We start from the raw sequence: 20,913 nt of genomic DNA, 5'->3' as shown, positions 1-20,913 counted from the left end.
CGCACCGTCGCTGGGCCCGACCGGTGCAGTCGGCATCCTCTCGATGTCGGACTACTCCTCGGGAGCGCCCGAACGCCGGGCGACGGCGAGACGGATGCCGCGCACCGCGGCGCCCACGGCGAACACCGCGACGCCCGCCGTGATCGATGCGACCGGGAGCGTGACGACGAGCACGACGCATCCGATCGCCCCGAACCACGAGAGCCATCGCGGCACGAGCCGTTCGGCGGCGGGCTGCGTGATCGCCGAGGCGTTCGCCACGAGGTAGTAGAGCAGCACGCCGAACGACGAGAACCCGATCGCGCCGCGGAGGTCGGCGACGAGCAGCAGCACGATCACGGCGGCACCCGTCGCGGGCTCGGCCACGTGCGGCACGCCGAACCGCGCGTGCACCGCAGTCAGCTGTCGGGGCAGCTCGCCGTCCCGCGCCATCGCGAGGCCCGTGCGCCCGACGCCGGCGACGAGTGCGAGCAGCGACCCGAGGGCAGCCACGCCGGCCGCGATGCGCACGACGGGCTCGGCCCACAGCCATCCGGCGATCGCGACGACGTCGACGAGCGGGGCGACCGATGCCGCGAGCCCGCCCGCCCCGAGCGCACCCAGCGTCGCGGTGCCGACGAGCGCGTACACGACCACGACGATCGCGAAGGCGACGCCGATCGCCCGCGGGATGGTGCGTCGCGGCTCGCGCACCTCCTCGCCGAGCGTCGCGATGCGGGCGTAGCCGGCGAACGCGAAGAAGATCAGGGCGGCGGCCTGCAGCACGCCGTACGCGCCGAGGACGCCGGGCGCGTCATCCGAGGCATCCGTCGCCTGCAGCGCCGCCTCCGACGCGGCCGCGCCGACACCCCATCCCACTCCGGCGACCGCGGCGAACCCGGCCGCGACGACCACGGCGAGCACCGCGAGCACGGCCGACACGATCATCGAGGCCACCCGCGCCGTGCGCGTGACGCCGAGCACGTTCACGCCGACGAGCACCACGACGGCGGCGATCGCGACCGGCTTCTGCCATGCGGGCGGCACGAGGTAGGCGGCGGCGGTCAGGGCCATGGCCGCGCAGCTCGCGGTCTTGCCGATCACGAAGCCCCATCCGGCGAGGAAGCCGGGCCAGGCTCCGAGCCGCTCGCGGCCGTACCGGTACGCGCCGCCGGACTCGGGGTACCGCACGGCGAGCTGCGCCGTCGACCCCGCGTTGGCGAACGCGACGGCCGCGGCGATCGCGAGCCCGGCGAGCAGCCACCCGCCCGCGGCCCGGGCCGCCGGCGCCCACACCGCGAACACGCCCGCGCCGATCATCGCCGCGAGCCCGATCGCGACCGCGCCGCGGAGGCCCAGGCGGCGGGCGAGGCGGTCGTGCGGTGCGGCGGAGGCGGTCACGCTCGAACCCTACGGCAGCGTGGTGAACCGCCGGCCCGGCGACGGATGCCGCGTCACCCGCTCGTAGGATCGACGCATGACCGACGAGCAGACCGCCGCCCCCTCGCACGCCGCAGTGGATCGCGTGGCCGCCGCACTCGCCGCGGACGGCGTCGACCCGCGCATCGTGTGGTTCGACGACGCCGTGACGACCGCGAAGCTCGCCGCCGACGCGCTCGGGGTCGAGGTCGGCCAGATCGCGAACTCGCTCGTCTTCACGCTCGACGGCGAGCCGATCCTCGTGCTCACCTCGGGCGCGCACCGCGTCGACACCGAGTGGCTCGGCGCCGAGCTCGGCGGCACGATCGGGCGCGCATCGAAGGAGGTCGTGAAGTCCGCGACCGGCCAGGTGATCGGCGGGGTCGCCCCGGTCGGCCACCCCGCACCGGTGCGCACGTTCGTCGACATCGACCTCGCCGGCTACGACGAGGTGTGGGCCGCCGCCGGGCACGCCAAGACGGTCTTCCCGACCACGTTCGACGAGCTCGTGCGCATCACCGGCGGCACGCCGACGGCGGTCGAGCCGCGCTGAGGCGACGGTGCGGCCGCGGGCCGCGCCGGGCCTGCGCGCCTCGCCGAGCCCGGCTCAGGCGTCGCGCCGCGCGCCCTGTGCGGCGTGCACCGTGAACACGCCCGGCTCGCGGTAGCCGTGCTCCGCGAACGCCTCGGCCACCTTGCGCGCGACGACGGGCACGAGGGCGTCGATCACGAGCGCGATGGCGGCGCCGCCGAAGCCGCCGCCCGTCATGCGCGCGCCGATCGCGCCGTTCGCCTGCGCGGTCTCCACCGCGAGGTCGAGCTCGGGCACCGAGATCTCGAAGTCGTCGCGCATGGAAACGTGCGAGGCGTCGAGGAGCGGGCCGATCGCGCCGGGGCCCTGTTCGCGGAGCGTGCGGACCGTGTCGAGCACGCGCTGGTTCTCGGTGACGACGTGCCGCACGCGGCGGAAGGTCTCGTCGTCGAGCAGTTCCCGTGCCCGGTCGAGGTCGTCGACGCGCACGTCGCGGAGCGACTCCGCCCCGAGCGAGGCCGCCCCCGCCTCGCAGGACGCCCGGCGCGCCGCGTACCCGCCGGTCGCATGCGCGTGGCTGACCCGCGTGTCGATCACGAGCAGCGACAGGCCCGCCTCGGCGAACCCGAGCGGGATCACGTCGGCGTCGAGGCTGCGGCAGTCGAGGAACACGCCGGCATCGGCCTCGCCGAGGAGCGACGCGGACTGGTCCATGATGCCCGTCGGCGCGCCGACGACCCGGTTCTCGGCGAGTCGGCCGATTTTCGCGAGCGTCGGGCGGTCGAAGCCGAGCCCCCAGTGCTCGTCGAGGGCGAGCGCGACGGCGCTCTCGATCGCGGCCGACGACGACAGGCCCGCCCCGACCGGCACGTCGGAGTCGATGTAGAGGTCGACGCCGCGCACGTGGGCGAGGTCGGCGCCGAACTCGCCGAGCGCCCACACCACGCCGAGCGGGTAGGCGGCCCAGCCGCTCACGGCGTCGGGGGTGAGGTCGTCGAGGTGCACCTCGATCGTCTCGGGCGAGAACGTCGATGAGACGCGCACGACCCGGTCGTCGCGGTCGCCGAGCGCGACCGTGGTGCGCCGGTCGATCGCGAAGGGGAAGACGAACCCGTCGTTGTAGTCGGTGTGCTCGCCGATGAGGTTGACGCGGCCGGGCGCCGACCAGACGCCGGCGGGGCGACGGCCGTACTGCTCGGCGAAGAGGTGCTGGGCGGAGGCCACGGCGTCGGTCACAGGTCCACTCCTTCGATGGCGGTGCGCAGCGCGGCGGCCTGCGCCTCGGGCGGCACGTCGCCGATCCAGGCCCCCATGGCGGCCTCGGACCCGGCGAGGTACTTCAGGCGATCGGCGGCGCGGCGCGGGCTGGTCAGCTGCATCGTGAGCCGCACGTCGTCGCGGTGCTCGCGCACCGGGGCCTGGTGCCAGGCCGCGATGTACGGTGTCGGCGTGTCGTAGAGGCGGTCGACGCCGCGGAGGAGGCGGAGGTACACGCGCGAGAGCTCGTCGCGCTCCTCGGCCGTGGTCTCGGCGAGGTCGGGCACGTGCCGGTTCGGCACGAGGTGGATCTCGATGGGCCAGCGGGCCGCGAACGGCACGTACGCGGTCCAGTGCTCGGCGGCGAGGAGCACCCGCTCGCCCGACCGCTCGCGGTCGAGCACGTCGGCCTGGAGCGTGGGCCCGTACGCGTCGATCGCGGCGAGCAGTCGCTCGGTGCGCGGGGTCACGTACGGGTAGGCGTAGATCTGGCCGTGCGGGTGGGGGAGCGTCACGCCGATCTCGCGGCCGCGGTTCTCGAACGGGAACACCTGCTGCACGCCGGGGAGCGCCGAGAGCGCCGCGGTGCGGTGCGCCCAGGCCTCGATGACCGTTCGTGCGCGCGAGACGGACTGCGTGCCGAACGAGCCCTCGTGCTCGGGGCTGAAGCAGACGACCTCGCAGCGCCCGTGCGAGGGGAGCCGACGGCCGATGCCGACGGTGCGCACGTCGGCGAGGGCGGATGCCGCGGCATCCGCCACCCCCTCGGCCGAGTCGGGCCAGTCGGGCAGGTCGGGCCCGAACGAGGGGGAGCGGTTCTCGAACACGGCGACGTCGTAGGTGCTCGGGATCTCGGACGGGTTCGTCGCGGTCTGGGGTGCGAGGGGGTCGGCATCGGCCGGGGGGAGGAACACGCGGTTCTGGCGTGCGGCGGCGATCGAGACCCATTCGCCCGTGAGCGGGTCCTGGCGCATCTCGGCGACCGCCGGCCGCGGATCGAGGGTGCGCGCGTCGATCGCACGCTCGGGCGGGAGCGCGGTGTCGGCGTCGTCGAAGTAGATCAGCTCGCGGCCGTCGGCGAGCGTCGAGCGGCGCACGGCGATGCGCGGGTCGAGGAGGCCGGGTTCGGTCTGGTGCACGGCGCCACCGTACGCGAGTTTCGTTTCAGAAACAAGTGGGTTTCGTATTGCAAAGTCAGGATGGCGCGACGCACACTGGACGTCATGCAGCCAGACGCCGCGCATCGCCGCAGGCTCACCGCCGACCTCGTCACCGAGCGCGGGTTCGTGCGCGTCGTGGAGCTCAGCGAGTCGTTCGGCGTGACCCCGGTCACCGCGCGCGCCGACCTCGACGCGCTCGAGCGCGCCGGCCTCGTCCGTCGCGTCCACGGCGGAGCCGTGCCCTCCGGCGCGGGCGCCGTCGACCCCCGACCGGAGCGGGAGCCGAGCTTCGAGGAGGCCCTCGCGGCCTCCGTCGTCCCCAAGCAGCTCATCGGCGAACGGGCCGCGGCGCTCGTGCGGAGCGGGCAGAGCGTCATCCTCGACGTCGGCACCACGACGCTCCAGGTCGCCCGGGCGCTCCGGGCACGCGACGACCTCGAGGACCTCACGATCTTCACCAACGGCCTCTCGATCGCCCTGGAGCTCGAGCCCGAGATCCCGCGGTTCACCGTCGTCGTGACGGGCGGCACGCTCCGGCCCCGCCAGCACTCGCTCGTCCACCCCCTCGCCGGCTCCGTCCTCGACGAGATCCACGTCGACCTCGCGGTCATCGGATGCAACGGCGTCGACCCGAGGCTCGGCGTCACGAACGCCAACCTGCCCGAGGCCTCGGTGAAGTCCCTCATGCTCCGGCGCGCCGCGCGCTCCGTCGTCGTGGCCGACGCGTCGAAGCTCGGCGAGGTCCACCTCGGCCGGATCGCCCCGGTCGACGCGTTCGACGCGCTCGTGACGGATGCCGCGGCCCCCGGCGTCCTCATCGGCGAACTGCGCGACGCCGGACTCGACGTGCTCGTCGCCCGAGCCGCCGAGCGGTCATAGGGTGGTGTGCATGAATCTCCCCACGGGCGATCAGTTCGAGCTCGAGACGACCACCTCCACGGGCGACGTGCGCGCGACCATCACCGCCGTCGCCGCCGGACTCCGCACCCTCACGATCAACGGCGTCGACCTGGTCCCGCCCTACGGCGAGGACCAGACACCGCCGTCGGGCTCCGGCATCGTCCTCGTCCCGTGGCCGAACCGCATCCGCGACGGCGTCTGGCGCCACGGCGAGCGGACGTACCAGCTCGCGATCACCGAGCCGGCGAGGGGGAACGCGATCCACGGCCTGCTGCGCTACGCCGAGTACGTCCCGGTCGAGCAGGACCGCGACTCGGTGACCCTCGCAGCGACGATCTTCCCCCAGCTCGGCTACCCGTTCCTCGTGCGCACCGCGGTGCGCTACGAGCTCGTCTCAGACGGGCTCAAGGTCACGCACTTCCTCGAGAACGTCGGCGGCGAGCCGGCCCCCGTCGCGGTCGGCACCCATCCGTTCGTGAAGATCGGCGGCGTGCCCACGGAGGACCTCGTGCTCCGGCTCGACGCCGCGAGCCACCTCGAGGTCGACGAGCGGCTGCTCCCGACCGGCGAGGTCCCCGTCGACGGCACCGAGTGGGACTTCCGAGAGGGGCGCCGCGTCGGCGACGTCGACCTCGACGACGCGTTCGGCGAAGTGGCCTCGGTCGACGGCACGGTCGAGCACACGCTCGTCGCGCCCGACGGCCGGTCGGTGTCGGTGTGGGCCGACGACGAGTTCGCCTACGTGCAGGTCTTCACGACCGAGAACTACCCGGGCGAGAGCCGTGCGATCGCGGTCGAGCCGATGACGGCACCTGCCGAGGCGTTCAACTCGGGCAAGGGCCTCCGCTGGCTCGACCCGGGCGAGCAGTGGGAGCTCAGCTGGGGCATCCGCTTCGCCGGCTTCACTGCGGAGTGACGGCGATGCCGGCCACGTGCCGGCTGCCGCACCGCGGTCGCGACCGCGTCAGAACGCGCAGCTGCCCGAATCGACCCGCTCGCTGAGCGACGGCGCGTCGTCGGCGAGCGGCTCGAGGGTGCCGACGGGAACGGCGAAGCCGACGTTGTCGACGGTCTGCGACTTCGCGAACACGACGCCGCCCACCTCGCCGTCACCGGTCAGGACCGGCCCGCCGGAGTTGCCGTGGTCCACCTCGGCGGCGAGCGTCACGACCTCGCGCGAGGTCGTGTCGCCGTCGATCGAGATCGTGATCGGACCCGTCGCCATGACCCGCGCGGCCCGCAGCTCCAGCGGTCCGCCGAACGGGTACCCCGCCACGGCGACGTCCGTCTCGGCGCCCGGCGCGTCGGCGATCTCGAGCGGGGCGACGTCCAGGCCGTCGACCGCGATGACCGCCAGGTCGGCGTCGGGATCGTACGCGACCACCCGACCGGCGACGGGACCACGACCGGGCGCCTCGACGATCGGCTCGGTGACGCCCGCGACGACGTGGGCGTTCGTCACGACCCGGTCCGGCGCGACGACGAAGCCGGACCCGGTGAGGTTCCCGCCGCACTCGAACGCGAGCCCGGTGACCCTGACGACGGATGCCGCCGCCGCGCGGAGCTCGGGATCGTCGACGCCGCCCGACGGCAGCTCCGGTGCGACCGTCGGTCCGTCGAGGACCCCCGTGAGCCACGGGATCGCCTCTCCGAACGCCGCCGTGCGGAGCTCGGCCATGACCGTGCGCGCCGGCGGCGGCGTGACCTGGTCGATCCCGCGGACGACCCATGAGCCGGCGACCGCCGGGGAGACCACGGGCACGCCCATCGAACCGACGCCGGAGGCGACGAGCGCGACGACGAACGCGGTGACCATCGTGTTCACGATGGCGCCGAGCACGCGGTCGACCGGGCCGAGCTTCACGGTCTCGGCGCCGCGGCCGAGCGCACGCCCGATCGCGCCGCCGATCGAAGCGCCCGCGACGAGGAGCAGCACGGCGACCGCGATCGCGATCGGCGCCCGCCATTCGGGCGCCGCGACGAACGACACGACCCACGGCATCGCGATGTAGGCGGCGATGCCGCCGCCGATGAGGCCGAGCAGCCCGCCGAGGGTCCGGAGCAGGCCGGCGCGCCATCCGTGCACGAGCGCGCCGATGAGGACGAGCACGAGCAGGATGTCGAGGACGAGGCTCCAGGCCATGGGGTTCGCTCCGATCTGCCGGACGACCAGCCTGTCGCATCCGCCTCGGAGGCCGCTGAGGGTGCGCGTGGCGGCGAGGGGGCGGGATGCGGGCGCGTGACGCGGGCGGCCCCTCCAGCGTCGCTGGAGGGGCCGGCGTCGGTCGCGGGCCCGAGCCCGCGGTGTCCGACTACTGCGGCATGAGCACCGAGTCGATGAGGTACACGGTCGCGTTCGCGGTCATGACGCCGCCGCAGATCACGTTCGCGTCGTTCACCATGAGCTCGTCGCCCGAGCCGGTCACCTCGACGGTGCCGCCCTGGACGGTGGTCTGCGTGCCGACGACCGCGTCGGGCGCGAGCTGCCCGGGCACCACGTGGTAGGTGAGGATCGAGGTCAGCAGTTCGCTGTCGCCCTGCAGGGTCTCGATCGTGGCCGCGTCGATCTCGGCGAAGGCGTCGTCGACGGGCGCGAAGACGGTGAACTCGTCGCCGTTCAGCGTGTCGACGAGGTCGACGTCGGGGTTGATCCCGCCCGAGACCGCCGCGACGAGCGTCGTGAGCAGCGGGTTGTTCGAGGCCGCCACGGCGACGGGATCCATCGCCATGCCCTCGACGGAGCCGGCGCCGTCCGGCACCTGCTCGGCGTACCCGGCGCATCCGGGGCCGACCAGGTTCGCGGCCGGGTCGGCCATCGTCTCCTCGGTCTCCATGGGCTCCTCGCTCATCGAGGTCTCGTCGTCGGTCGCGGGCTCGTCGGTCGTGCCGGCGCTGCAGCCGGCGAGGCCGAGCGCGGCGACGGCCACGATCGAGAACGCCGCGAGTGCGGTGCGGTGCGTGCTGCGCGTGGATCGCATCGGTCTCCTCCTTGGGTGGTGCGGCCCGCCCTCGGGGCCGTCGGATGGGGTTCGGGGCAGCCGGCTCGTCGGTTTGGAGTTCGTCGACCCGGGCGTGTCGGCGCCGGTACCGCGGCGGAGAGCCGCGATCAGGTTCCGTTCATCGCCGTCTCGTACCCTCGTCACCATGACGACGACCCTTCTCGCCGCCACCGAACCCGAACTCACCGGCCTCGCGGCCTTCGCCGTCGACCTCATGGAGACGCTCGGCGCCCCAGGCGCCGGACTCGCGATCGCGCTCGAGAACCTGTTCCCCCCGCTGCCGAGCGAGGTCATCCTGCCGCTCGCGGGGTTCACGGCCAGCCAGGGCTCGTTCTCACTCGTCGAGGTGCTGTTCTGGACCACGCTCGGCTCGGTCGTCGGCGCCCTCGCGCTGTACGCGGTCGGCGCGCTCCTCGGTCGCGAGCGCACGCGGGCGATCATCAAGGCCGTGCCGCTCGTCGACGTCGCCGATGTCGACCGCACCGAGGCCTGGTTCACGCGCCACGGGAAGAAGGCGGTGTTCCTCGGCCGGATGATCCCGCTGTTCCGCAGCCTCATCTCCGTGCCGGCCGGCGTCACGCGCATGAACCTCGCGCTGTTCCTCGCGCTGACGACGACCGGCAGCCTCATCTGGAACACGGTCTTCGTGCTCGCGGGCTACGTGCTCGGCGAGAACTGGGCGGTGGTCGAGCCCTGGGCCGACGGATTCCAGGTGATCGTGATCGTGGCGGTCGTGATCGCCGTCGGCGCGTTCGTCTGGAAGCGGATCGTCCGCAATCGCGAGCACCGGCGCCGGGTGGCGGCCGGCCAGGAGACCCGCGGCGGGATCTGAGCCGCGACGTCCCGTCACGTCCCGCGGCGCGCCGCCCGCGGCATCCGTTCCCCGAGGCGCCGGCCGGGACTACCCTGATCGCGTGGGCAGCCCCCGAGGTCGTCGCGGAGCGGGATCGTGATCCCGGCGACGCGGTACGCCGTCCGGAACGGCGTCGACCTCGCCTACAAGGTGTTCGGCGAGGGCGACCGCGACATCGTGCTCGCGTTCGCGTTCATCTCCAACGTCGACGTGTTCTGCGAACTGCCCGAGCACCTCGAGTTCATCGAGCGGCTCCAGGGCCTCGGCGCGCGCGTGATCCTGTTCGACAAGCGCGGCACGGGGCTCTCCGATCGCGGCGGGCTCGACGCGACCGTCGAGGACCACGCCGACGACCTCGTCGCCATCCTCGACGCCGCCGGAAGCACCCGGGCGACGGTCATCGGCTGGTTCGACGGCGGCGCGACGGCGCTCGTCACCGCCGCGCGCCATCCCGACCGCGTCGAGTCGGTCATCGCCTACGAGGTGCTCGCGGTCGGACACGCCGAGGACGGGTTCCCCTGGGAGCTCGACGCCGCCTGGATCGCGAGCCTCATGGCCGGCCTCGAGCCGTCGGAATGGGGTCGCGGGCACGTCGTCCGCCAGTTCTGGCAGGCGGAGGGCGCCGAGCGCCTGGTCGCATGGTGGGAGCGCTACGAGAGCATGTCGGCGACGCCGACCGCCGCGCGGCGGCTCGCCGAGGGCATCCGGCGCGTCGACATCCGTCCGTACCTCGCCGACGTGCACGCGCCGGTCCTCGTGCTCCACGACACCGCGCTCGAGGCGTTCGACGAGGCGCCGATGCGGTGGCTGGCGGACGCGCTTCCGGCCGGCCGGCTCCAACTCGTGCACCGCTCGTCGGCGCTGCCGGCGATCCTCCCCGACACCGCGCTGGTCGACGAGATGGAGGAGTTCCTCACCGGCAGCCGCAGCGGAGGACGACGCGACGTGCTCTCGACCGTCTTCACCGATATCGTCGGCTCCACGGCCGCGCTCGCGAAGACCGGCGACGAACGCTGGCGCAGCATCCACGCCGCGCACGACGAGGCGCTGCGGCGCTCGATCGCCCGGTTCTCGGGCACCGAGGCGAACACGACGGGCGACGGGATCGTGGCGACCTTCCCGTTGCCCTCCTCCGCACTGCACTTCGCGACGCAGGCGCTCGACTCGGCCGCCGCGCTCGGCCTCGAGCTGCGCGTCGGAATCCACGCGGGCGAGCTGATCATGCGCGGCGACGGCCTCGTCGGGATCGCCGTGCACGCGGCGGCCCGGATCTGCGCGATCGCCGACCCCGGTCGCATCATGGTGAGCGACACGGTCCGTTCGCTCCTGCTCGGCTTCCCGTTCGCCTTCGAGCCGGCAGGGGAGCACGAACTGAAGGGCGTGCCGGACCGGTGGCCGCTCTGGTACTGCGTCGACGGGCCCGACGACGCCCCGGCGCCCCCGGACCGACCGCGGTGACGCGGGCCGGGCTCGGCCCGGCCAATCCTCGTGGCGGCCCGCGCCGAACCACCTGCGACCGTCCCGCACCGCAGGAGCACCGCATGACCCTCGTCCAGGCCCCGCGCCGGGTCCCGCTCCGCGCCGCACCCGCTGCGGCGCGGAATCGACCGGTGCGGTCTGTCATGCTGGGACCCGTGGAACACGGCGAGCACGGGCACGGGGCATCCGACCCGCCCCTCGACGACCTGCTCGTCGCCACCGGCGTCGGCGACCGGGCGGCGTTCGGAGCGCTGTACGACCGCACCGCAGGCCGCATCCTCGGCCTCGTGCGCCGGGTCGTGGTCGACCCGGCCCAGGCCGAGGAGGTCGCACAGGACGTGTTCCTCGAGGTGTGGCAGACCGCGCCGCGGTTCGACGCCGCGCGAGGATCGGCGATCGCGTGGATGTTCACCCTCGCCCACCGCCGCGCCGTCGACCGGGTGCGCTCGGCGCAGTCCGCGCGCGACCGCGATGCCCGCATCGGGGCGCGCGACATCGACGTGCCGGTCGACAGCGTCGCCGAGGCGGTCGAGGTGCGACTCGACCACGAGCGCGCCCACGAGGCGCTCGCCGAGCTCAGCGACCTGCAGCGCGAATGCGTCACGCTCGCGTACTACGGCGGGCTGACGCAGTCCGAGATCGCCGAGCGGCTCGACGTGCCGCTCGGCACCGTGAAGACGAGGATGCGCGACGGCATGATCCGCCTGCGCCGCGTGATGGGGGTGAGCACATGACCGACTCCGAGTCCCCGGCACGTCGGGAGCCCGACGACTTCGACGCATTGCTCGCGGCCTACGCGCTCGACGCGGTGACCGACGAGGAACGTGCGATCGTCGAGGCCCGCCTCGCCGAATCGCCCGAGCTCCGGGCCGAGCTCGCCGCGCACCGGGAGGCGGCCGCCGCGCTCGCCGACGGCGCCGGGCAGGTCGCAACGCCGCCGTCGCTCAAGGCCTCGATCTTCGACCGGCTCGACGACGTCGAGCAGGTTCCCGCCGAGCCCCGGCGCGAGTCGGCCGCGGAAGCCGTCGCCGCGCCCGGAGCCGCCTCCTCCGCGGCCGACTCCGCCGCCGAGCGGCGTGGGCCGAAGGCATCCGTCGCCGGGCCCGTCGAGCGCGCCGCCCAACGTCGCTGGTTCCAGCGCCCCGCCGCCATCGTCGCCGCGGCCGCCGCGGCCGTGCTCGTCATCGCCGGCGCCGTCGTCGGCGTGAACTGGCCGGGGCCGACCGGATGGGGCGCGCAGCGCTCGGTCCAGGAGATCGCCGCGGCGCCCGACGCCGAGTCTGTCACGGTCGCGTCGGCCGACGGCGGCGAGCTGACGATCGTGTGGTCCGCGGAGCTCGGTCGTTCGGCGGTCCGTGCGTCCGCGCTGCCCGACGTCGGCGCGGAGTCGACCTACGAGCTCTGGTACATCGACGAGGCCGGCGCGCGGCCGGCCGGCACCTTCGACCCCGACGACGGCGATGCGTACGTCGTGCTCGATGGCGAGTTCACGCCGGGCGTCGTCGTCGGCGTGACGGTCGAACCGGCCGGCGGCTCCGAGGCGCCGACGACCGACCCCATCGTCGTCGTCGAGACCTGAACCGGTCGGCTAGGGTCTGAGGGGGCCGCGCGCCCCCGACCACCACCCCCGACGACGAGGAGTGACGCATGCGCATCGGCATGTTCCTGAGCTACGCAGGCGGCTTCCGCGAGGCCGCCGCCGAGGTCGCCGAGCTCGAGCGCGCCGGGGTCGACCTCGTCGTCGTCCCCGAGGTGTACTCGTTCGACGCGGTGAGCCAGCTCGGGTTCCTCGCAGCGCGCACGTCGCGGATGACGCTCATGAGCGGCATCCTGCAGCTCTACACGCGCACGCCGTCGCTCACCGCGATGACCGCGGCCGGCCTCGACTACGTCTCGGAGGGCCGCTTCGAGCTCGGCATCGGCGCCTCGGGGCCGCAGGTCATCGAGGGCTTCCACGGCGTGCCGTACGACGCCCCGCTCGGCCGGATGCGCGAGATCGTCGACGTGTGCCGGATGGTGTGGCGTCGCGAGCGCGTCGTCCACGAGGGGAAGAACTACACGATCCCGCTCCCGGCGGGTCGGGGCACCGGCCTCGGCAAGCCGCTGAAGCTCATCAACGAGCCGGTGCGCGAGCGGATCCCGATCACGATCGCCTCGCTCGGCCCGAAGTCGGTCGAGCAGACGGCGGAGATCGCCGAGGGCTGGCTGCCGATGTTCTTCCACCCCGAGCGCGCCGCCGACGTGTGGGGCGCATCGCTCGAGGCGGGTCGCGCGCGCCGGTCTTCCGAGCTCGGTCCGCTTGACGTCTTCGCGAGCCCGGCCCTCGCCATCACCGACCGACCCGAGCTGATCGAGGCCGCGATCGCGGCGGTGCGGCCGAACCTCGGCCTGTACATCGGCGGGATGGGCGCTCGCGGCAAGAACTTCTACAACGACCTCATCGCGAGCTACGGCTTCGCCGCCGAGGCCGAGCGGATCCAGGACCTCTACCTCGACGGCCATCGCGAGGAGGCGATCGCCGCGGTGCCCGACGAGCTCGTCCGCGCGATCTCGCTGATCGGCTCGCCCGCCGAGGTCGCCCAGCGCGTCGCCGCCTTCGCGCGCGCCGGCGTCACGACGCTGAACGTGACCCCCCTCGGACGGAACGGCGACGAGCGCCTCGCGCTCATGGCGGGGCTGCGCCGCATCGTCGGCTGACGCGCGACCAGCCGCCGATCCGCGGGTCGAGTGGGCGGGTGTCCCCACTTCGAGGGTGTTCCCCGAGGCGGAGGCGGGACGTACGCTCGGTCCACCGCACGTGGCAGTGCGGAAGGGGACACCTGGGGAGGAGCCGCCGCGTCGGGGCATCGGGGCCCAGCACGTCTCCGAGCCCCCACGGCGGTGCCCCGGTCCGCCGCCGGCGTCGATGCGCCGATCGCGTGGCATCATGGTGCCGACCGCGGGAGCACGCCCGCCCGCGAACGGGGAGGTCGGATGGCCCGGAGCGATGCCGTCGACGCGGTCGTGGTGGGATCGGGCCCGAACGGGCTCGCGGCTGCCGTGACCCTCGCGCGGGCCGGGCTGTCGGTTCGTGTGTTCGAGGCCGCGGTCGAACCCGGCGGCGGCGCCCGCACGGCCGAGCTCACGCTCCCGGGCTTCCGCCACGACGTCTGCTCCGCCGTCCACCCCATGGCGCTCGCCTCGCCGTTCTTCCGTGCCTTCGGCCTCGACCGGCGCATCGAGCTCCGGGTGCCCGAACTCTCCTTCGGGCACCCGCTCGACGGCGGGCGCGCCGGGCTCGCGTGGCACGACCTCGAGCGCACCGTCGACGGCCTCGGTCGCGACGGGCGCGCCTACCGCCGCCTCATCGCACCACTCGTCGCGCATGAGGGGGCCGTGACGGAGTTCACGGGCTCGACGCTGCTGCGCCTGCCGAGGCATCCGCTCGTCGCCGCGCGCTTCGGGGTGCGGGCGCTCGAACAGGGCACGCCCGCGTGGAACCTTCGATTCCGTGGCGACCTGGCGCGCGCGATGCTCACCGGCGTCGCGGCGCACGCCATCCGCCCGCTGCCGAGCCTCGGGACGGCGGGCACGGAGCTCGTGCTCACGATGCACGCGCACGCGCGCGGGTGGCCCATCCCGGTCGGAGGCAGCGGCGCGATCGTCGCCGCGCTCGTCGACGACCTGCTGGCCCACGGCGGCGAGGTGGTGACGGATGCCGCGGTGGACGACCTCGCCGCGCTGCCGCATGCCCGTGCCGTCCTGCTCGACGTCACCCCGCGCGCGCTCGCGCGCCTCGCCGGCGACCGGCTTCCGACGCGGTACCGCCGCGCGCTTCGCGGATTCCGGTACGGCAACGCGGCCGCGAAGGTCGACTTCGCGCTCGCCGGGCCCGTGCCCTGGGCGAACCCGGACCTCGCCCGGGCCGGCACGCTGCACCTCGGGGGCACGCGGGACGAGATCGCCGCGGGGGAGCGCGAGGTGGCGCGCGGGCGGCATCCGTCGTCACCGTACGTGCTGGTGTCGCAGCCGTCGATGCTCGACGACTCGCGCGCGCCCGCCGGTCGGCACGTGCTCTGGACGTACACGCACGTCCCCGCCGGGTCGACGCTCGACCCGACCGAGGCGGTCACCCGGCAGGTCGAGCGCTTCGCGCCGGGCTTCCGCGACCTCGTGCTCGCGACGTCCTCGCGCTCGGCCGCGCAGATGCAGGCCGAGAACGCCAACTACATCGGGGGCGACATCGCCTCGGGCGCCCCATCGCTCGCCCAGCTCGTGCGGCGCCCCGTGCTCTCGCCCGACCCGTGGCGCACGCCGCTCGCGGGCGTCTACCTCGCATCGGCCTCCACGCCGCCCGGTCCGGGCGTTCACGGCCTCGCCGGCTGGCACGCGGCCGCGAGCGCACTGCGGCACGAGTTCGGGCTGGGGATGCCGCGGCTCGCGCCGTGACGGCTCGGCGTTGCGACGCATGATCGTGCTGCCGGCGCCTCTTCGCGGCCAAGGCTGCCCTGAGACGGTCGGGTTCGACTCCCTGCCGAGGAAGTCGAACCCGACCACCCGCGCCCGCGTCGTGCTGTTGACGCGTCGGATACGGTGAGAGCGCAGTTGGGCTCGGATCGAGCCGTGCAATGGTTGGGGGCGATGTGAGCGACGAGATCGAGCTCTTCAGTGACGGAGACGGGCTCGCTGTGATCGGGGAACCCGGAGCGGTCGATCGGTTCCTCTCGTCTGCCGGAGTGCGGTCGAAGGATCTCCAGCTTCATCAGAGGCTTGGAGGCGCGCTCAGCGCCGGATCCAGCGTCGCTCAAGCGGGGTCTCAGGTTGCTGCGAACTCGGGTCGCTGGGTACGGCTCACTGAGGAGTCCGCAAAGGCCATGAAGGTCGGCCACCTCATGAAGGGCTCGTCGGACGGGGTCAGCCGCGCCATCGCGACGACCAGCAAAGGCAAGGTGACGAAGATCCTTGAGTTCACGAAGCCCGGTTCGGTCGGCTCGATGCTCACCAATCCGGCCATGCTCGCCGGCGCTGCAGGCATCATGGCCCAACTGGCCATGCAACAGACGATGGAGGAGATCACCGAGTATCTCGCCGTCATCGACGAGAAGGTCGACGACGTCCTCCGGACCCAGAAGGACGCAGCCATCGCAGAGATGATCGGCGTGGGCATGGTGGTCGACGACGCCATGCTCAAGCGGGAGCACGTGGGCCGCGTTTCCGATGTGACCTGGTCCAGCCTGCACGGTGCTGCCCAAACCATCGCCACGACCCAGGCCTATGCGCTCCGTCAACTCGACGCTTTGGCCGAGAAGATCGAGAAGAAGTCCAAGATCGGCGATCTCGCCAAGCTGGCGGGCAGTGCCGAAGCCACCGTCGAGGAATGGCTTGCGGTCCTTGCGCGCTGTTTCCAGCTCCAGGACGGTCTTGCCGTGCTTGAACTGGACCGTGTACTGGACACCAGTCCCGATGACGTCGATCTTCATCGCGCTGCCGTCCGGGCAGCCCGCGCGAAACGCCGGGACCTGATCTCGAAGAGCACTGGTCGACTTCTTGGAAGGATGGATGCTGCCGCGCTGAGCGCCAACCGGCAGGTACTGTTCCATCCGCTCAAGTCCGGCACGGTGGTGCGGTCCGGCAATGAAGTCGCGGCGGACGTGATCGTCTTCCGCGAACGGCTCGGCATTGAGGCCGCGCGCGAACCGATCAGAGCCAAGCGATGGCGCGAGGCAGTCGGCGAGGCCAAGGACACGACGATCGAGACCGGCGGCAAGGCTGCCGAGGCTGTCGCCCAGTTCGGTGCGAGTACGTTCGAGGGCGCGAAGTCCAGCGCCGGGAAGCTTTCAGCAGTGGTCGCAGCGCGTCTGCCGAACCGCCGCTACGACGCCCCGCCCGCAACCGATGGGTCGGAGCGCGACAGCGCCTCGTAGCTGCTCAGCGATTGCGCTTGTTGTCGGCGCCCTGCTTGAGCACCGTGTCGACCACCAGCGCAGCCGAAACCACCAAGGACAGCAGCGGGTCCTCCATGCCCCGATGTATCTCGAGGACGTAGTTGTCTGCCTTGGTGAAGTTCTCCTTGCCGAATCCTGCCCAGGTCTTCGTAATACGGGCGACCTCGGCTCCCGCCGGATCCTGGATGCTGAAGTCCCATGCACGCCAGTCCTCGGCGTTGATCGTGCCCAACATCTCGCCGTCCGACTCCATTCGGAATCGGACGTTGAATCTCCCGCCGAGCACCGGGGCCATCACGCCGAAGTTCTCCTGCGCGATCTGGCCCACGTGACTGCCATCCTCACGCATGACAACGACCTTCGACTTCAGCACCGTCGCCGGCCGAGTGAGCGTCAGAACCGGGCGGCCGTCCGCGTCGACGATCTGCAGGCGCTTCGTGGAGTTCTCGCGTCCGACCACCATCCGCGACATGCTCGACCCGTACTCGCGAACGCCGCCCACCTTGTGGCCGTGCTGGTTGAAGACCTGATACTCGGCCTTCCTCTCGAAGAGCTTTGCCTTCTGATTCACCACGAGCACGTGCTCGGTGAACAGCGTTCCGCCGCCGCTGCGAGCCGGGTCACCAACGCCGAGCTTCTGCAGTTGTCGCCGCACCTTCTTCGTGGCAACCGGAGGCCGCGAGGCGACCTGAACCGGGGCGACTCGCGCCGTTTGCGTCACCGTCGGAGCGGGCGGCGCAACGACCGGTGCATCGACGTGCTGGCGCCCCTGCGACCCGACGTGCTCCGTCCAGTTCGCGCCGTCCCAGTAGCGGTGCTCGTGCCGGCCGAAGGGATCGGGAAACCACCCGGCGGGTGCTTGGTCGCTCATGGATGGAGGCTAACAGCGGCGTGTTCACGTGGTGCGACGAACATCCGTCGAACACTGAGCGGGCTGGCACGCGGCCGCGAGCGCCTGGACACGAGTTCGGGCTGGGGACGCCGCGGCTCGCGCTGTGATGTGCGCTTGAAGGGGAGCATCGCGCTCCACGAGGGGGCTCCGATGACGGTGGGCTGTCGTACCTTCGAGCTCACGACACCCGTGCGACTGAAGGAGAAGCCGTGGAGAGGAGTCCTTCTTCCGGTGCCCCCGGGGAATTCCGACATCCCGACCCGCTGATTAAAAGTCAGCTGCTCTGCCTCTGAGCTACGGGGGCGAAGTGACGCAATGAAGCGATGCGCCAGCTGCAAGCAGTCTAGGCCACTCACTGAATTCAACCGTCGAACGCAGTCGCGAGACGGCCTCCAACCGACGTGCCGGGAGTGCAACCGAGCGTCGGCCCGCGCCTACTACGCCCGGAATCGTGAGTCTCACGTACGACGCATCGTCGCTGCGAAGGGCGAGCGCCGTCGTCGGGGGATCGAGGTCGTCGGTGCGTATCTCCTCGCGCATCCGTGCGTCGATTGCGGAGAGTCAGACGTCCGCGTGCTCGATTTCGACCATCGGGATGCGTCGACGAAGGGGAACGAGGTCATGCGCCTCGCTCAAGATGGGCATGCTCTGGAGCGGATTCGTGCCGAGATCGCGAAGTGCGACGTCCGCTGCCGCAACTGTCATGCGAAAATCACCTATCTCCGGCAGGGAGGCACCTGGCGCGATCTCCTCTTCGAGAAATCCCCGCGACCTCAGGATTCGTCGAGAGAACCCGACTGATCCAGTCAACCCGGATTCCGCCCGCCGCGGAACGCGGCCCGACCCCGGGCGATTCTCGGCGGGCGGGGGTATCGTGTCCGCGATGACCGCAGACTTCCACCGTCCCACGCGCTTCCCGCCGCGCATGTTCGAGGGATACCTGGGCGCAGAGGACCCGGCGTACGTGAGCCGTGTCGCGCACGACACCGCGGCGGCCGTGCTCTCGCGCGTGCGCGACGACCCCGACCCCGAGGTCGTCGCCCGGCTCGTCACGTACACCGACGAGCACGGCATCGACGCGATCGCCGAGCTGTGGTCTCAGGCGTCGCCGAAGAGCCTGCCTGGTGCGCTGTGGCGGATCTACTTGCTGCGCACCATGATCCGACAGGACGCGCAGGGCGTCAGCCTCGCGTTCCAGCGCGGCACCGAGGTCTCGCACACGATCGACCAGGTCGTCGCGGGCGCACCGACGCCGGCGGGCCCGGCCGAGGTGCGCGAACTTGCCGACACGATCCTGCGCGGCGTGTTCTCCGGCGACTTCGCCGCGGCGCTCGAGCGGGCGACGGCGTTCTGCCGGGTCGCGTCGGCCGGCTTCGCGAGCCTCGCCGACGACGCGGATGCCGCGGACGCGGCGCACCCGGAGCGGCCCGGCCTCCTCACGCAGCGCGCCCTGCGGCTCTCCTCGCTCGCCGAGGAGCTCGCCGCATGCGCGCGACTCTGGCGGCACGACAGCCTCGACTGAACGGGCTCCGGCGGCCGGGAATAGACCCGCCGCCGACCTCGTTTAGACTGTTCGTGGCCGGTCGCAGTAACCCCGGGCTCCAATATTCGCCGCTTCGAGCGGCCTCGCGCCGAGAGGCGTTCTGCGGCCGGCCATCTTCATGCCCGGGCAACGGCTCGGCCCGGTGACGGCGCGGCTCGATGGTCGGCGACAGGCGGGGCGCGGGCTCGCGGCGTAGCATCGAGCCATGGCCGACACCGTCTCGTTCCTCGTCGACCCGATGCCCGTCGACGCGTCACCGGAGTTCCTCGAGGCGTCGTTCCGCGAGATCGAGCCGGGCTCCGGCGCGCTCGCCGTGAACGACCTCGCGCCGCACCGCGGCGACGGCGTCTTCGAGACGCTCGCCGTCGTCGACGGCCACGTGCAGGAGATCGGACCGCACCTCGCCCGCCTGGCGAACTCGGCCCGGCTCACCGAGCTGCCCGAGCCGAACCTCGACCAGTGGCGGCTCGTCATCGTCCGCGCCGCCGAGCGGGTGCCGGCCGAGGGCGAGTTCGCCCTGAAGATCGCGCTCAGCCGCGGCGTCGATCCGGGCACCACGCCGACGGGGTGGGTGCACGTGACGCCGGGCGCGGACTTCAGCGCGGCGCGGGAGCGCGGGATCCGCGTCGTCAGCCTCGACCGGGGCGTGTCCCGCGGCGCGGGGGAACGGGCTCCGTGGCTGCTCCTCGGCGCGAAGACGCTGAGCTACGCGGCGAACATGGCGGCGATCCGGGAGGCCAAGCGCCGTGGCGCCGACGACGCGCTGTTCACCTCGTCGGACGGGTTCGTCCTCGAGGGCCCCACGTCGAGCGTGATCGCGCGGATCGGCGACGAGTTCGTCACTCCGCCGCCCGCGGCCGGCATCCTGCACGGCACGACCCAGCGCAGCATCTTCGCGCACCTCGAGACGCAGGGGCGCCGCGTCGCCTACCGCGACCTCGAGCTCGACGACCTCAGGCGGGCGGATGCCGCGTGGCTCGTGTCGAGCGTGCGCATGGCCGCGCCGATCGTCGAGCTCGATGGGTCTCCCGTGGCCGTCGACGCCGACGAGACCGCCGCGCTGAACGCGTACCTCCTGAGCCCGCGCGACTGAGCAGCGGCACCGGCGACGCCCCCCTCGGCCGACAGCGACGGCCCGGCCCCCGAGCGGGGACCGGGCCGTGATGCGCCGGTGCGAGGATCGACCGAGGATCAGCCGAAGCGGCCGGAGACGTAGTCCTCCGTCGCCTTCTCGGACGGGTTCGAGAAGATCGTCGTGGTCTCGTCGTACTCGATGAGCTTGCCGGGCTTGCCGGTGCCGGCGATGTTGAAGAACGCGGTCTTGTCGGAGACGCGCGAGGCCTGCTGCATGTTGTGGGTCACGATCACGATCGTGTAGTCCTGCTTGAGCTCCTCGATCAGGTCCTCGATCGCGAGCGTCGAGATCGGGTCGAGTGCCGAGCACGGCTCGTCCATGAGGATGACCTCGGGCGAGACCGCGATCGCGCGGGCGATGCAGAGGCGCTGCTGCTGGCCGCCCGAGAGGCCCGAGCCCGGGCGGTCGAGGCGGTCCTTGACCTCGTTCCAGAGGTTGGCCCCCTGCAGCGACTTCTCGACGAGGTCGTCGGCGTCGGACTTCGAGATGCGCTTGTTGTTGAGCTTCACGCCCGCGAGCACGTTCTCCTTGATCGACATCGTCGGGAACGGGTTGGGCCGCTGGAAGACCATGCCGACCTGGCGGCGCACGAGCACCGGGTCGACCTCGGGGTCGTAGAGGTTGTTGCCGTCGATCAGCACCTCGCCCTCGACGCGGGCGCCGGGGATGACCTCGTGCATGCGGTTGAGGGTGCGGAGGAAGGTCGACTTGCCGCAGCCCGACGGGCCGATGAACGCCGTCACGCTCCGCGGCTCGATCTCGAGGGAGACCCCCTCGACCGCGAGGAACTTGCTGTAGTAGACGTTCAGGTCTCGGACTTCGATGCGCTTGGACACTGTGG

The 20,913-nt window shown here is 72.5% G+C and carries 19 protein-coding genes and 1 tRNA gene; 12 read left to right on the top strand and 8 right to left on the bottom strand.

The annotated features are described in order from the left end of the window. Nucleotides 1–51 precede the first annotated feature (51 nt). Nucleotides 52–1,380 carry an APC family permease gene (locus tag ABME02_RS16590; protein ID WP_353816448.1) on the bottom strand — a complete coding sequence of 443 codons (1,329 nt, stop codon included), beginning with the start codon at nucleotides 1,378–1,380 and terminating at the stop codon, nucleotides 52–54. 76 nt (nucleotides 1,381–1,456) lie between these two features. On the opposite strand from ABME02_RS16590, the gene ABME02_RS16585 reads away from it, so the two are divergent. Continuing rightward, on the top strand, nucleotides 1,457–1,951 hold the full coding sequence (locus ABME02_RS16585; RefSeq protein ID WP_353816447.1) for a YbaK/EbsC family protein: 495 nt from the start codon (nucleotides 1,457–1,459) through the stop codon (nucleotides 1,949–1,951). 54 nt (nucleotides 1,952–2,005) lie between these two features. On the opposite strand, the gene galK is transcribed toward ABME02_RS16585, so the two are convergent. Both galK and galT read right to left on the bottom strand, forming a co-directional pair. Further along, nucleotides 2,006–3,166, bottom strand: a complete 1,161-nt coding sequence (gene galK / locus ABME02_RS16580) for a galactokinase (protein ID WP_353816446.1) — start codon at nucleotides 3,164–3,166, stop codon at nucleotides 2,006–2,008. Then, entirely contained in the window at nucleotides 3,163–4,326 is a 1,164-nt protein-coding gene (gene galT, locus ABME02_RS16575; RefSeq protein ID WP_353816445.1) for a galactose-1-phosphate uridylyltransferase, read from the bottom strand. The genes galK and galT overlap by 4 nt, the downstream gene beginning before the upstream one ends. A gap of 84 nt (nucleotides 4,327–4,410) precedes the next feature. Between galT and ABME02_RS16570 the strand changes: the two genes are divergently transcribed. Continuing rightward, the gene (locus tag ABME02_RS16570) at nucleotides 4,411–5,226 is read left to right on the top strand and encodes a DeoR/GlpR family DNA-binding transcription regulator (protein WP_353816444.1); all 816 of its coding nucleotides are present in this window, start codon (nucleotides 4,411–4,413) and stop codon (nucleotides 5,224–5,226) included. A gap of 10 nt (nucleotides 5,227–5,236) precedes the next feature. Continuing rightward, on the top strand, nucleotides 5,237–6,163 hold the full coding sequence (locus ABME02_RS16565; protein WP_353816443.1) for an aldose 1-epimerase family protein: 927 nt from the start codon (nucleotides 5,237–5,239) through the stop codon (nucleotides 6,161–6,163). Between the two features lie 48 nt (nucleotides 6,164–6,211). On the opposite strand, the gene ABME02_RS16560 is transcribed toward ABME02_RS16565, so the two are convergent. Both ABME02_RS16560 and ABME02_RS16555 read right to left on the bottom strand, forming a co-directional pair. Beyond that, entirely contained in the window at nucleotides 6,212–7,390 is a 1,179-nt protein-coding gene (locus ABME02_RS16560) for a MarP family serine protease (RefSeq protein ID WP_353816442.1), read from the bottom strand. 169 nt (nucleotides 7,391–7,559) lie between these two features. After that, the gene (locus ABME02_RS16555) at nucleotides 7,560–8,225 is read right to left on the bottom strand and encodes a fasciclin domain-containing protein (protein ID WP_353816441.1); all 666 of its coding nucleotides are present in this window, start codon (nucleotides 8,223–8,225) and stop codon (nucleotides 7,560–7,562) included. A 166-nt stretch (nucleotides 8,226–8,391) separates the two neighbouring features. On the opposite strand from ABME02_RS16555, the gene ABME02_RS16550 reads away from it, so the two are divergent. From ABME02_RS16550 to ABME02_RS16520, 7 genes are all read left to right on the top strand, one after another. Beyond that, the gene (locus ABME02_RS16550; protein WP_353816440.1) at nucleotides 8,392–9,078 is read left to right on the top strand and encodes a DedA family protein; all 687 of its coding nucleotides are present in this window, start codon (nucleotides 8,392–8,394) and stop codon (nucleotides 9,076–9,078) included. 117 nt (nucleotides 9,079–9,195) lie between these two features. Continuing rightward, the gene (locus tag ABME02_RS16545; RefSeq protein WP_353816439.1) at nucleotides 9,196–10,557 is read left to right on the top strand and encodes an alpha/beta fold hydrolase; all 1,362 of its coding nucleotides are present in this window, start codon (nucleotides 9,196–9,198) and stop codon (nucleotides 10,555–10,557) included. 164 nt (nucleotides 10,558–10,721) lie between these two features. Further along, entirely contained in the window at nucleotides 10,722–11,312 is a 591-nt protein-coding gene (sigK, locus tag ABME02_RS16540; protein WP_436408293.1) for an ECF RNA polymerase sigma factor SigK, read from the top strand. After that, nucleotides 11,309–12,157: an anti-sigma factor gene (locus tag ABME02_RS16535; protein WP_353816437.1), complete on the top strand. Its 849-nt coding sequence runs from the start codon at nucleotides 11,309–11,311 to the stop codon at nucleotides 12,155–12,157. Before sigK ends, ABME02_RS16535 begins: the two co-directional genes overlap by 4 nt. 68 nt (nucleotides 12,158–12,225) lie before the next feature. Then, nucleotides 12,226–13,275 (top strand): LLM class F420-dependent oxidoreductase, encoded by a 1,050-nt coding sequence (locus ABME02_RS16530; RefSeq protein WP_353816436.1) that lies wholly within the window; start codon nucleotides 12,226–12,228, stop codon nucleotides 13,273–13,275. Between the two features lie 276 nt (nucleotides 13,276–13,551). Continuing rightward, on the top strand, nucleotides 13,552–15,006 hold the full coding sequence (locus ABME02_RS16525) for a phytoene desaturase family protein (protein ID WP_353816435.1): 1,455 nt from the start codon (nucleotides 13,552–13,554) through the stop codon (nucleotides 15,004–15,006). Between the two features lie 194 nt (nucleotides 15,007–15,200). Next, entirely contained in the window at nucleotides 15,201–16,481 is a 1,281-nt protein-coding gene (locus ABME02_RS16520) for a hypothetical protein (RefSeq protein WP_353816434.1), read from the top strand. A 4-nt stretch (nucleotides 16,482–16,485) separates the two neighbouring features. On the opposite strand, the gene ABME02_RS16515 is transcribed toward ABME02_RS16520, so the two are convergent. Together ABME02_RS16515 and ABME02_RS16510 are read right to left on the bottom strand one after the other, a co-directional pair. Beyond that, nucleotides 16,486–17,373: an LURP-one-related family protein gene (locus ABME02_RS16515; protein WP_353816433.1), complete on the bottom strand. Its 888-nt coding sequence runs from the start codon at nucleotides 17,371–17,373 to the stop codon at nucleotides 16,486–16,488. 253 nt (nucleotides 17,374–17,626) lie between these two features. Next, nucleotides 17,627–17,698, bottom strand: a tRNA-Lys gene (locus ABME02_RS16510). A gap of 579 nt (nucleotides 17,699–18,277) precedes the next feature. On the opposite strand from ABME02_RS16510, the gene ABME02_RS16505 reads away from it, so the two are divergent. Then, a complete protein-coding gene (locus tag ABME02_RS16505) occupies nucleotides 18,278–18,916 on the top strand; it encodes a DNA-directed RNA polymerase subunit beta (protein ID WP_353816432.1) in 639 nt (212 codons plus the stop codon). Between the two features lie 226 nt (nucleotides 18,917–19,142). After that, nucleotides 19,143–20,030, top strand: coding sequence for an aminodeoxychorismate lyase (locus ABME02_RS16500; protein WP_353816431.1), 888 nt, complete (start codon nucleotides 19,143–19,145; stop codon nucleotides 20,028–20,030). A 98-nt stretch (nucleotides 20,031–20,128) separates the two neighbouring features. On the opposite strand, the gene pstB is transcribed toward ABME02_RS16500, so the two are convergent. Next, nucleotides 20,129–20,908, bottom strand: coding sequence for a phosphate ABC transporter ATP-binding protein PstB (pstB, locus tag ABME02_RS16495; protein WP_353816430.1), 780 nt, complete (start codon nucleotides 20,906–20,908; stop codon nucleotides 20,129–20,131). Between the last annotated feature and the right edge of the window lie 5 nt (nucleotides 20,909–20,913).

Origin of the sequence: Agromyces zhanjiangensis, from assembly GCF_040496055.1 — a bacterium.
Classification (GTDB): Bacteria; Actinomycetota; Actinomycetes; order Actinomycetales; family Microbacteriaceae; genus Agromyces; species Agromyces zhanjiangensis.
The sequence above is the reverse complement of the archived record's forward strand: the minus strand, read 5'-3'. Positions and strand labels throughout refer to the sequence as shown.